Here is a 12,064-nt window from a genome sequence, read left to right as displayed (position 1 = left end):
CCCATGATGGTATGCTCCTTCTCAAGATGCTAATATAAACATTATTATACTTTAAGGTCTACTTTTTTAGTAATAAAGTGCTTATGGAAAAAAGGACTAACCTTTATATTAAGGTAAGTCCTTTCACATGTGTTTTAAGTGCGTATTACCCCTTCAAATCGAGCTCGCGCTTAACCGGATTTATTTTTTTTCTAAAAATCTTCGTATTTGTCCCAATATATACTCCAGATAGGACAAAGGCTGCTCCGATTCCGTGGGCTGCTGTAAAGGTCTCATGTAAAAAGATTGTAGCCATTAAAACAGCGGATACCGGCATCACGTTAATAAAAATCGAAGCTTTTGCAGCCCCAATTTCTTTGATTCCGTAATAATACATAATAAATGAAACCACAGTAACGAAGATACTCATATGGGCGATGGCCAACCAAGTTGAAACGTCAGCCTGCTGGACATCCTTCCAGGTGGTTTCAAATAAAGCAAATGGTAATAAAAATATCGTCCCAAATGCAACCGCATAGGTGGTGGATTCCACCGGGGTGAATTTTTTTAACACCACTTTACCGACAACGCTATACAATGCCCAACTAATTACCGCACCCAGTAAAACCAAATCAATTGTTTCAAAGCCGAATTCCACCAAAGATAAAACGTGGCCATCAGTAATGATAAATGTAACTCCAATGAGCGCAATTACCATGCCAATAATATGATTCTTGGTGATCGTCTCTTTTAAAAAGACCCCTGATAGAAGAACAATTAAGACTGGATTTGACGCAATAAATAAGGAACTCTTAATCACAGGTGCATGTTTGGTGGCAATAAAAAAACAAATATTATAGAGAGCTATGCCTGTTAACCCTAATACAGCAAAAAGACAACAGTCCTTAAGTGTAGGCCTGATCCGATTTTTTTCCGTTAGCCACATCATCGGAAACAATAGGACAGCCGCCCCCAAAAAACGTAAAAAAGCAACCGTGGCGGGTTCAAAACTTTGAACGGCAATTTTTCCGGCAATAAAGGCACTTCCCCATGTCGCCGTAGCGATAATCAGCATTACGTAAGTAAGCCATTGCTTCTTTTTCATCCAATTCCCTTCAATCTATTAAATGTAATAATTAGTATTGTACCATCTTTTTCGGATTTCGAAATAATTATTTTTAATAGATTTTGAATAATGCGACCATTCAAGGAATGTAATGCAGGATTTGGGAAGAGAGTAAGATTATTTACTATGTTTATTTCTAAAGGAAATAATATTTGTTTTTAACGATGCATATGTCCCGATAGCTGCATATCCGTAAAACCAACCCATAAAAATACCGCCAAGGGTATTGTGTTTATGACTGATAAAAATAGAAAATCCTAATCCAAAGATTAGGGCAATGGTTGGGACAAACCATTTTGGTAATTTGAAGTAAACCTTTATTAGTTGAGTTAACACTATGATGAGGGGGATAGCAATAACTGCATCCCAAAAATTCGTTTGTATAGTTGGGAAATCCATCGATAAACACACCTTTTTTCCTTTATTATGTGTGTTTTCTTCTCGATTTATTTATAGTTAGTTCATACTGATATACCAAGCTAAACCTCCGATGGCCGCTAAAATGACAATGACATAAATCCCTGTCAATCGTAATGTGTTTTGTTTTGTGGAACTTTTATAGTTTTCATCAGGTTTCCCTGTAAGTGAAAGTGTACCAATCAATGCTGCGACTAAAACAATAATGATAAGAGCCATTCCAAACTTCATATTTTTCATCCTCACTAAATAATTTCATAAAAGATTGTTTACTTGACCTAAAAGTTTCAATGTATGATTCTTATATTAATGTTAATCTTATAAAAAATGACCATCCAATTAACAAAAAAATAGACCATCCACTTTTAATTGCAAGATCATAACTTCTTCAATTAAATGGAAGAGGGGTGAAAACTTTGGAATGGAAACCAGATCGTAAAGAAAAAAGACCGATTTACAAACAAATTGCTGATTACCTTGAAGAAGGAATTTCGACAGGAATATATACAATCGAAAGCATGTTACCTTCTGAACGTGTCTTAGCAGAAGAGCTGCAAGTAAACCGAAGTACAGTGGTGGCAGCATATGAAGAGCTCCAGTCACTGGGTATTGTCGAGCGAATAAAAGGGAGCGGTACCCGTGTCAGCACAGATATTTGGGGGCTTGAACATAGACGTATTCCAAACTGGAGCAGATATTTAGAGCGAGGTTCGTTTCTTCCAAACCTTCCAGTCGTTCAAAAAATTCGTAAAGAAACACAGGGAAATGACCTTATTAATATGGCTAGTGGTGAGTTGTCACCAAGTTTACTTCCAAATGAACAATTCCGTCGTATCCTTTCTGATCAGTCCTTTACAGGCTACCTAGGCTATGACGATCCGCAGGGGAATGAAGATTTAAGGCGAACGATTTCTTCCCATGTGAATGAGTTTAAGAATATTAAAACATTTCCATCATCGATTCTTATAACTTCTGGTGCACAACAAGCCTTGCATTTAATTGTCCAATGCTTGCTGAAACCGGGAGACGCGGTTGCCATTGAAGACCCTTCCTATTGTTTTTCTCTTCCCATTTTTCATACGGCAGGTTTAAAGATTTACCGATTACCGATTGATTCAGAGGGTATTAACCCGGATGATCTTATTCATTTACATAAAAAACATCGAATTAAAATGGTTTTTTTAAATCCGGATTTTCAAAACCCAACAGGAACGGTTCTTTCAATGGAACGACGGAAACAAATTTTAAACATCTCAGCTGAATATGGTATTCCAATCATTGAAGATGATCCCTATAGTTTGACATCCTTTGATGGAGTGGTTAATCCTACTTTAAAATCAATGGATGATAATGGGAATGTTCTGTATATAAGTTCTTTGTCCAAAATTATTGCTTCAGGATTGCGCATTGGTTGGGTAATTGGCCCTCCAAAGGTCATTCAACGGCTTGCGGATGCCAAACAGCAAGTTGATTTTGGACACAGTGTCTTTCCCCAATGGGTAGCCAATCAATTTCTCGGGTCGGAATACTTTCATCCGCATATTCAATTTTTAAGAAACCAGCTTCAACAGAGAAGAGATCAGATTGTTCAAAGCTTTAAGGAGCTATTGGATGATAAAATTTCTTTCTCTATTCCTGAAGGCGGAATTCATATGTGGTGTAAATTACACAGGTCTGTAGATGAACAAAAATTACTGGAGGAATCGATAAGAAAAGGTGTCGCATTTGTTCCAGGAACGGTTCTGGGTTCTGAAAAAGGGAATCAGCGTTTTACATTCGGCAGGGCAGATACCAATTTAATTCATACGGGCATCGCTCGGTTTTCAGAGGCCTTAATAAATAAAGAACAAAGACAATAAAGTTCCATTCTAATAAAATAGGGTCAGTCCCATGGTGTATACAAGCTTTAATGCACCGAGTGACTGACCCTATTTTATGACTTTTACTTAAACTGTTAATTTTAGCAAATCGTCCGATGGTGTAACCGAATCATTTTTTGTAGCAATAATATTTAGATATTTTTCTTTATTTGTAATGACAACTGGGGTCGTGGTTTGATATCCGGATGCTTTGATCTTATTTAAGTCAAATTCAATGAGTAATTCACCTTTTTTTACTATATCTCCCTGTTTGACATGCGGCGTGAAATATTGCCCATTCAATTTTACGGTATCAACGCCAATAAATATTAATACTTCAGCACCATCATCGGAAGTTACACCAACGGCATGTCCAGTTGGAAATTGGGTAGTGACCACACCATTAACAGGTGAAAGGACTTTACCAACTTCTGGTTCAATGGCAACCCCTTTACCCACGGTTTCGGTCGAAAAAAGCATATCATTAATTTTTGCTAGCGATACTACTTTGCCTTGTAACGGACTTACTATGGTTTCGGGTTTTACGTCAACAAACATTTGTCCATATTTGTCTTTTTCATTCGTGTTTTTACTTTCATATCCGAATAGATACGTAAAAAGAAATCCTAGAACAAAAGAAACCGCAATCCCGATTAGAAATTTCCATAATGGTGAAAAGGCAGGAATTGAGAGAACACTCGGAAGTACAAAATCAGTCATGACAATACCTAAGGCTCCATTAATGGCACCACCTACAGCTGCCGCAATGATAACATAAATCATTGTTCGTCTGTACCGAAGGATAATTCCATAGTTAATGGCCTCGGTTGTTCCTGCCAATGCTCCAGGCACAATTCCGCTTGCAGCAAGTGCCTTCAGATTTTTATCCCTTGTTTTTAGAAAAACCCCGATAGCGATGCCAACTTGCGCAAATGGAGCTGCTGCAGCCATTGGAATGATGGGATCAGGACCTGCGGCCAGATTAGCAATCGCAAGTGGAATGACTGTCCAATGCAATCCCATAATGGTTAGGAACGTCCATGAAGCACCTAAAACAGCTCCAGCCAAAAGTCCGCTTCGATCACTTAAGAAATTAATAATGGAACCAAGTCCTTCGCCAAGCAATGTACCAATCGGACCAAACACAAGCATGGTTAAGGGGACAAGCAAAAGTAAGGAAATCAATGGATTGATAAACATCTGAATGTCTTTATATATAACTTTTTTCAACAATTTATCTAAACCAGCATAAACAAACATGGCAATAAAAATGGGAAAAACAGTAGAAGAATAGTCAGCTAATAAGACAGGAATTCCTAAAAAGTCGCTTTCCTTCACTCCTTTATCTACTAGGCCGACAATTTCAGGAGTTAATAAAGAGGCACCAATAACTCCACCAACATATCCATTAGCACCAAGTTTAAGAGCAATGGAAATTCCAAGAAATACAGGTAGGAAATGAAAAACTGCGCCTCCGGCAGCGGATAAAATCAAATAGGTACCGCTTTCAGGAGAAATCCAACCTAACATGTTTAACACTGATAACAATGCTTTCAAGAGTCCAGCTCCAGCAAGTACGCCAATGATAGGGGCGAAACTTCCTGAAATAACACCTAAAACTTTAGACAAGTTTGATTCTTTAGCTTCGTTTGGCAGCATTGAATGTTCGGAATGATCTAATTTTTGATTGCTCATAGTTGCTCCCCTCAATCTAATATTCATTATATCTTTTGCATTCATTTTCCACTTTATTTTATTTGTAGAAATTACTTTTAAAATTGAAAGCGCTAATATAATCCTAGTATAATGAACTGAAATGATTACTGTTAGGATTTATTTAACATTATCAGGATTAACATGATAATGGTTCATAGTTAAGTGGAGGATATAAATATGGAACAATCGAAAGTCATCTCAACCGCGATAAAAATTTATAATATAACCAACTTAAATACATATGTTCTAGATAAAAATGGGGAGTTTTTGTACCATCATGAAATCATTTCTATCCCACCATTTATGCCAGGTTCAGATGACAAGGATATTTTGTTTTTGTTTGAAAAAATGAAACCTAAGGAACAACTATATTCTTTTATAAACGAATGGAACTTACATTATTTCGGATTTTCCTTCACCCAAAAGATGGAAAGGTACTCGATTATCATCGGACCATTTTTCGATAAAACACCAGATTTTTACAGTTTATCTAAAAATTATCTCCTTACAAGTTCACAAAGTGAAGATTTAAAGGTCACTGTCGACAAAATCTATGTCCAAACTGCAGAACAGGCAAGTGGTTATGCAAGTATTCTTCAACAATTTACAAACATGATGGAGAAGGACATTACTCCTTTATTGATTATTTCAGATAAAAACAACCAGCATGTTCACAGTAAGGTAAATCACATAAATGTGGACAAAGAAGCGGAACTAGTCAAATTGAGATATATGACTGAAAGAAATTTTATGAATGCCGTTGAAAAGGGGGATAAAAAAACAGCATTACAACTGATTAATTCTAGAAACATGCTGTTTTCTTTTTCGGAACGTTTTCCAAATCAGCCGTTGCGCCGTATGAAAAATATAGCGATTATCTTAAATACTCTTCTTCGGACGTCAGCAAGAAATAGTTATGTACCTGCAATCATGATCCATCGAATCTCAGAAAAATTTGCGTATGAAATCGAAAATGCGAATCAAGTGGAAACACTCCATCAGTTAGAGGATCGAATGATCGAGGAATATTGCGATTTAGTCATTTCCAACTCTTTAAGTAAATTTTCAACCATGACCCAAAGGGTGATTGAACATCTGCTAAGTTTTTATAATAAACAGATTAATAAAGAAGATTTGGCAGCACAATTGTCCATCCATCCCAGCCATCTTTCCCGAAAATTTAAAGAAGAAACAAAGATCACCTTAACGGCTTTTCAACAAATGTTACGAATAAAGGAAGCAAAGCACCTTTTAAAAACAGAGAATTTATCTATTGAAGAAATCGCATGGACGATTGGATACGATGATCCATCTTACTTTACAAGAGTATTTAAAAAGGAAACAGGAAGGACACCTTCGCAATATCGAGATGGGGCAGAAGTATAAGACAAATGAGTTCACACCATTCCATAAAAATGGCGTGAATTTTATTATTTTGTAAATAATAGTTAAAGTTAAAGTAAATATCATTAATTCAAGTTATAGTACTTGACGATTTTTGTCAGATAGTTATAAAATGGTTACGGAAAGTAACTTATATTAATTAAAATAACCTATTTTCTTTAGGGACATGTTACCAAAATTGGAGGGAAAACATTATGAAATTTTTTATCGATACTGCTAACCTTGAGGAAATCAAAAAAGCCTATAAAATTGGCGTATTATCAGGAGTAACAACCAACCCATCTTTAGTAGCTAAAGAAGGCGTGAAATTCGAAGACCGTATTGCAGAGATTTTAAATGCAGTACCAGAGGTTGAGTCTGTTTCTGCGGAAGTAACACCTAATGCTCTGACTGCTGAACAAATGATTGCAGAAGCAAACGAACTCATTAAAATTAACGGTGGAGATAAGAACATTACCATTAAACTCCCAATGACATTAGACGGATTAGAGGCTTGCCGCTATCTAACCAAAAAAGGTGTTAAAACAAACGTAACTCTTGTCTTTAGTGTCAACCAGGCACTATTAGCAGCACGTGCAGGAGCTACTTATGTTTCGCCATTCTTAGGTCGTTTAGATGATATTAATGAAGATGGTGTCCAACTTGTCGCGAAAATTGCTGAATTGTTCCGCGTACAAAACTTGGATTCACAAATCATTGCTGCATCCGTTCGTCATCCTGACCATGTTACTCGTGTTGCGCTGGCAGGAGCTCATATTGCAACGATTCCATTCAAGGTAATTGAGCAACTATCAAAACATCCTTTAACAGACCAAGGGATTGAAAAATTTGCGGCTGACTGGAAAACTGTCTAAGAAAGCTGTTGCCCATGCTGCACAATGACCATATTGTGTGGATGTTCATAGAAAAATGAAATAACCACTACAAAATAACCCCCCCTTCACTTATTAATGAAGGGGGGGTTAGATTTACAACCATTTATACGCCCATGCTTCTAATGATTTAAGAGAACGTCCAAGGTCCGTTCCTTTTTTTGTTAATGAATACTCGGTTCGGACAGGACGGTCTGGTATGACATTCCTCACCACAATTCCGTTGTCCTCAAGTTCTTTCATTCGTTCATTTAATACTCTTTTACTTAAATCAGGAATAAAAGCATGGATTTCACTGAATCTTTTTGGTTCCTCCATTAATGTGTGAATAATGAGACCCATCCATTTCTTTCCTATTATATGATAGCATTCTTCAATTTTACTGCATAATTTATTGACTGTTTCCATAATAAACAACCCCTAATTGTTTCCTGGTTATTTTTAATAACTTCATAATAATAATAGCAGACTCAAATAAGATAAAAAAGCGTTTTATCACTATTTCAGGCATTAGCGGGATCAATACAAAAAAGCTGGCCTCCTAATGGAGAACCAGCTTTTTGTTACTTTTTATAACCAAAATTAGGAATGTATGTCCAGGGGTGGCGGAAAGCATGTGCGAATAATTTTGTTTCCATTGAAATTTTTCTAATAAAAGGACTATTTTTGCGAAAACAGGACTTATATGGTAAAACCTAACCATTAGGTAGTTTTTGAGCAAGCACTAATTTCAAATAATAATAGAAAGGAAAATGGCTATGAAAAAGATACTTATTACCGGGTTTGACCCGTTTGGAGGAGAGCCCGTCAATCCTGCACTCGAGGCAGTGAAGATATTACACGGAAAAGAAATTGCAGGCTATGAAGTGGTCACAAGGGAAATCCCGACGGTTTTTGGAAGGGCGATTAGTAGATTAAAAGAATCGATCGATGAACTATATCCAGACATGGTCATTTGTGTTGGCCAGGCAGGGGGGCGATCCACAATCACACCTGAACGTGTTGCAATCAATGTGGACGATGCCAGGATTCCAGATAACGAGAATAATCAGCCAATTGATGCAGAGATTGTCCCAGATGGACCAACTGCCTATTTCTCCAATCTGCCGGTCAAGGCAATGGTCCAAAAAATGACTGAAAACGGAATCCCTGCTTCCGTTTCGAATACAGCGGGCACCTTCGTCTGTAACCATACTTTTTACGGATTGATGAATTACATTGATACAAGCAGCAAGAATATTCGAGGCGGCTTTATCCATATTCCTTTTCTCCCGGAACAGATTGTCCGGAATCCGGGACATCCAAGCATGAGTCTAGAAATGATAGTTATGGGATTGGAACTTTCCATTGAAGCTGCTTTAGCAAATGAAACAGATATTGTACAAGTTGGAGGAGAAATTTGTTAATTTTAAGTGCTGTACATTTTTAGTGAAAGCACCCTAGGTAGATATTTTTAGAAGTTAATTGGAAAGAAAACATGTGAGGAAACCTTACGGTATTAATGACAAATTTTGTCGTCCTTATAATACTCCACTATAAGGTATTGGTTGGGACCTAGGCGATGGAGATGATTAAACCGAGGGTTCACTTTACATAACATAAAAGAATTGATATAAATCATTCAACCTTTTGTCCAATGACAGGATGTTGGGGAAATATATAATAGAGGATAGGGAGGTAGGTTTTCTTTTCCTTTTGCATTGACTCGCATAAAGGGTAATGGGAAGGAATCTTGCCCGGGGAGGTTGAAGATTAGTAGGGAGGGGCGCGATGGAAAATAGATGAAATTTATTTTGAATTTTTTCAATATTCGTTCAAGTATATCTTGTGTTTAAATGTGTTTCATTCCAATACTAGGTAAATCCTAAAGATTTCTATGTAACCCTTGCTCATACGGCATAATTGTTTCACTAGAAGAGCTCGTTAAATAACCAATAAGGGGGAAATTTGTTGAAAACGCAAATTGAACAAAATGGTATTGTTACCCTGACACCTGAAGCTGCCAATGGTTTGAGTAACAGTGGAATGTGGAATGATGATTTACGGCCAACAACAATGAAGGAACATTCATGGAAAGGTCTAAATTTTGCCACGTTATGGATTGGGATGTGCTTGTGTATACCAGCCTATACAATGGCGAGTGGTTTGATTTCGTTAGGAATGAATTGGTGGCAGGCGATTGGAACGATTTTTCTTGGGAATGTTATTGTCCTTATCCCTATTCTATTAAACTCCCATGCAGGTACGAAATTCGGAATTCCCTATCCAGTGTTTGCCCGCTTATGGTTTGGCTCAAAAGGGGCGCATATTCCAGCCCTAGCTAGAGCTATTGTAGCTGCTGGCTGGTTCGGTATCAACACATGGATTGGTACGGGTGCAATTGATACACTTTTATCGGCTTCATTTTCTGCCTGGAGAAACTTGCCAGGGCATACGGCGATTGTATTTGCTTTGTTTTGGGGCTTAAATGTAGTTGTAGCCTATAAGGGACCTCAAGCAATGAAAGTACTAGGCTTAATTGCAACACCAATTGTTGGCATCGCTTCGATCATTCTTCTTATTTGGGCATATACGAATGCAGGTGGCTGGGGTCCCATTTTGGACACGCCATCTAAATTCACGACAACAGGGGCATTTTTAAAAGTGTTTTTCCCGGCATTAACAGGAGTCATTGCATTCTGGGCAACACTTGCATTGAATATACCTGACTTCTGCCGGTATGCGAAAAGTCAAAAATCACAAATGTTGGCTCAAAGTTTCTCTCTCCCGCTTACAATGAGTATTTTTTCCTTTATTGGAATCGCCGTCACTTCGGCTACGGTGGTCATTTTTGGGACAGCTCTTTGGGATCCAGTTCAACTGCTTGCGAAATTCCCGCCATATGTAATATTTTTGGGAACGTTAATTATTGTGATTGCATCTTTAACGATTAATGTCGGTGCAAACATCGTCGCACCAGCCCGTGCGATTGAAAATCTAAATCCAAAACGTATTACTTTTGGTTTAGGTGCTCTAATAACTGGTGTCTTTGCAATTTTAATGCAACCTTGGTACATTATGGAGAACTTTGGAAACTATATTTTTGGCTGGCTGGGAACGTATGGAGCATTACTTGGTCCGATTGATGGGATTGCAATTGCCGATTACTGGCTTGTGCGCAAGAGACAAATGGCACTTAATGAGCTATATGATGTAAACGGCCGTTATAGTTATACATCTGGTTTTAATAAAAACGGCGTTTATGCTTTAATCATTGGGGTAGCCGTTCCAGTACTAGGACTGATCATACCTGGACTCCGCTTTTTATGGGATAATGCTTGGACATTTGGATTGTTTATCTCTATCATTGCGTACACCTACTTAATGAGAGGGGACCAAAGTGTTCTCAAACCAGGGGAATATGAAAAGATTACAAGCTTCAAACCGTCAACTCCTGGCAATAATGTGGATTCAGTCAACCATAATGAAACAGAATTTTTCTATTAAAAAATGAGTGTCAGGCACCTTCCGGGTAATAAGGAGGTGCTTGACGCATTTTTTTTGCTTTTTTACCCTAATATTGGTAAAAATTAAAATATTTGGAAAAATGGTAGATTTATTGGAAATAGTAGATTTGTATGAATTTAGGCCGATACATATCTTTCTAGAAAGAACAAAAAAACTAAGGAGATCGTTATGAAAAAAATTAAAATTTCATTCGTAAGTCTTGTCCTGCTCATCTCATTATTCTCTTTCAACCATATAAGTTTTGCGAAAGAGAGTAATATCAACTCAAAAACTGAAAAATTAACAAAAGAAGAAAGACAGTATTTAAAAGAGAAAGTAGGACATACTTACGAAGAAATCGATCAATTACCGGTCGAAGTAGCAAAACAACTAGTAAAAGACAAAGCGGTTATACAGGATTCCAATTCGCAATTGGCTGTATTTAATGATGCAATTAATAATACTGGTGATTATACAACTATGGGATTAATTGCTCCTACTACGATGAAATTGGCCGGTACTGTGTATAAAGTAACATCTGACAAAGCAAATAACGATAAATTTTATATTTATGGTAATTTTACCTGGTTAAAGTCACCAGTCAATACACTCGTTGATAAGATGACATTTGGTTTTCCGGCTGGCTCCGGATTTTACCTGCCAACAAGTAGTGGGGCGATAACACAACATCAACATCGATATAGTCAAGATCCTCAAGGCAACGGGGTTTGGAAAGATTATGCAGTTGATTACTCACCAAGTGATTGGTATCCAAATGCAGGTGTAGCAGGTGATTTTGATTTATTGTCTTCTACGGATTTAACCAAACACAAAGGCTATATGGCACAATATGTTTATGTACCAACCTCAAAAAGCGGACTATGAATATTAAATTTGAGTATGGTCATAAGTTAGTCGTAGGAAACGTGAGTGTATCCGTATTATCAGCGGGGTTATCCATTACTCCAACCACAACAGTTGATACCGCTTCTTATGCATTAACCGTTTCTTATTAAGCAGTAATGGAAAAACGATGAAAAGAAAGTCTCAAAGGTCAGATACGATGACCTTTGAGACTTTTTGTTTAGATATTAATAAAGGTAATCTATTTGTTCGCCCCTCGTTTTCCCCAAAACAGCTTCGCTTTTAAACACTAGACTTTAAATTATTCGTATATGCTTTATAGATGGCTTCGGACACGATCA

Annotated in this window: 12 protein-coding genes; 7 read left to right on the top strand and 5 right to left on the bottom strand. The window is 37.3% G+C overall.

The features are described 5' to 3' along the window. Positions 1-145: 145 nt before the first annotated feature. From V7137_RS03005 to V7137_RS02995, 3 genes are all read right to left on the bottom strand, one after another. Entirely contained in the window at positions 146-1,084 is a 939-nt protein-coding gene (locus V7137_RS03005) for a DMT family transporter (RefSeq protein WP_335696690.1), read from the bottom strand. Between the two features lie 138 nt (positions 1,085-1,222). Further along, entirely contained in the window at positions 1,223-1,504 is a 282-nt protein-coding gene (locus tag V7137_RS03000) for a hypothetical protein (RefSeq protein ID WP_335696689.1), read from the bottom strand. A gap of 57 nt (positions 1,505-1,561) precedes the next feature. Beyond that, complete coding sequence (locus tag V7137_RS02995; protein ID WP_218349975.1) at positions 1,562-1,753, bottom strand: hypothetical protein; 192 nt, start codon at positions 1,751-1,753, stop codon at positions 1,562-1,564. Positions 1,754-1,938: 185 nt separating this feature from the next. Between V7137_RS02995 and V7137_RS02990 the strand changes: the two genes are divergently transcribed. Next, positions 1,939-3,381, top strand: a complete 1,443-nt coding sequence (locus V7137_RS02990; protein ID WP_335696688.1) for a PLP-dependent aminotransferase family protein — start codon at positions 1,939-1,941, stop codon at positions 3,379-3,381. Between the two features lie 87 nt (positions 3,382-3,468). Here the strand turns inward: V7137_RS02990 and V7137_RS02985 are convergent, their stop codons facing one another. Then, positions 3,469-5,076: a glucose PTS transporter subunit IIA gene (locus tag V7137_RS02985; protein ID WP_335696687.1), complete on the bottom strand. Its 1,608-nt coding sequence runs from the start codon at positions 5,074-5,076 to the stop codon at positions 3,469-3,471. A 198-nt stretch (positions 5,077-5,274) separates the two neighbouring features. On the opposite strand from V7137_RS02985, the gene V7137_RS02980 reads away from it, so the two are divergent. Further along, on the top strand, positions 5,275-6,483 hold the full coding sequence (locus V7137_RS02980) for a helix-turn-helix domain-containing protein (RefSeq protein ID WP_335696686.1): 1,209 nt from the start codon (positions 5,275-5,277) through the stop codon (positions 6,481-6,483). A gap of 212 nt (positions 6,484-6,695) precedes the next feature. Next, positions 6,696-7,355 (top strand): fructose-6-phosphate aldolase, encoded by a 660-nt coding sequence (fsa, locus tag V7137_RS02975; protein ID WP_218349971.1) that lies wholly within the window; start codon positions 6,696-6,698, stop codon positions 7,353-7,355. 114 nt (positions 7,356-7,469) lie between these two features. On the opposite strand, the gene V7137_RS02970 is transcribed toward fsa, so the two are convergent. Then, complete coding sequence (locus V7137_RS02970; RefSeq protein ID WP_335696685.1) at positions 7,470-7,781, bottom strand: winged helix-turn-helix transcriptional regulator; 312 nt, start codon at positions 7,779-7,781, stop codon at positions 7,470-7,472. Between the two features lie 350 nt (positions 7,782-8,131). Here V7137_RS02970 and pcp point away from each other — a divergent pair, with 350 nt between their 5' ends. From pcp to V7137_RS02950, 4 genes are all read left to right on the top strand, one after another. After that, positions 8,132-8,779 carry a pyroglutamyl-peptidase I gene (gene pcp / locus V7137_RS02965; RefSeq protein ID WP_335696684.1) on the top strand — a complete coding sequence of 216 codons (648 nt, stop codon included), beginning with the start codon at positions 8,132-8,134 and terminating at the stop codon, positions 8,777-8,779. Between the two features lie 544 nt (positions 8,780-9,323). Beyond that, on the top strand, positions 9,324-10,859 hold the full coding sequence (locus tag V7137_RS02960; protein ID WP_335696683.1) for an NCS1 family nucleobase:cation symporter-1: 1,536 nt from the start codon (positions 9,324-9,326) through the stop codon (positions 10,857-10,859). A 189-nt stretch (positions 10,860-11,048) separates the two neighbouring features. Beyond that, on the top strand, positions 11,049-11,744 hold the full coding sequence (locus V7137_RS02955; protein WP_335696682.1) for a hypothetical protein: 696 nt from the start codon (positions 11,049-11,051) through the stop codon (positions 11,742-11,744). Continuing rightward, positions 11,741-11,875, top strand: a complete 135-nt coding sequence (locus V7137_RS02950) for a hypothetical protein (RefSeq protein ID WP_335696681.1) — start codon at positions 11,741-11,743, stop codon at positions 11,873-11,875. The genes V7137_RS02955 and V7137_RS02950 overlap by 4 nt, the downstream gene beginning before the upstream one ends. Positions 11,876-12,064 lie beyond the last annotated feature (189 nt).

This window comes from Neobacillus drentensis (assembly GCF_036962765.1).
Classification (GTDB): domain Bacteria; phylum Bacillota; class Bacilli; order Bacillales; family Cytobacillaceae; genus Neobacillus; species Neobacillus drentensis_C.
This window is presented reverse-complemented; position numbering and strand designations above follow the sequence as displayed.

What these genes read in the sequence shown, in the direction of transcription:
- V7137_RS03005 (WP_335696690.1), bottom strand. Translation starts at nt 1,084, where the DNA reads ATGAAAAAGAAGCAATGGCTTACTTACGTAATGCTGATTATCGCTACG.
- V7137_RS03000 (WP_335696689.1), bottom strand. Translation starts at nt 1,504, where the DNA reads ATGGATTTCCCAACTATACAAACGAATTTTTGGGATGCAGTTATTGCT.
- V7137_RS02995 (WP_218349975.1), bottom strand. Translation starts at nt 1,753, where the DNA reads ATGAAGTTTGGAATGGCTCTTATCATTATTGTTTTAGTCGCAGCATTG.
- V7137_RS02985 (WP_335696687.1), bottom strand. Translation starts at nt 5,076, where the DNA reads ATGAGCAATCAAAAATTAGATCATTCCGAACATTCAATGCTGCCAAAC.
- V7137_RS02980 (WP_335696686.1), top strand. Translation starts at nt 5,275, where the DNA reads ATGGAACAATCGAAAGTCATCTCAACCGCGATAAAAATTTATAATATA.
- fsa (WP_218349971.1), top strand. Translation starts at nt 6,696, where the DNA reads ATGAAATTTTTTATCGATACTGCTAACCTTGAGGAAATCAAAAAAGCC.
- V7137_RS02970 (WP_335696685.1), bottom strand. Translation starts at nt 7,781, where the DNA reads ATGGAAACAGTCAATAAATTATGCAGTAAAATTGAAGAATGCTATCAT.
- pcp (WP_335696684.1), top strand. Translation starts at nt 8,132, where the DNA reads ATGAAAAAGATACTTATTACCGGGTTTGACCCGTTTGGAGGAGAGCCC.
- V7137_RS02955 (WP_335696682.1), top strand. Translation starts at nt 11,049, where the DNA reads ATGAAAAAAATTAAAATTTCATTCGTAAGTCTTGTCCTGCTCATCTCA.
- V7137_RS02950 (WP_335696681.1), top strand. Translation starts at nt 11,741, where the DNA reads ATGAATATTAAATTTGAGTATGGTCATAAGTTAGTCGTAGGAAACGTG.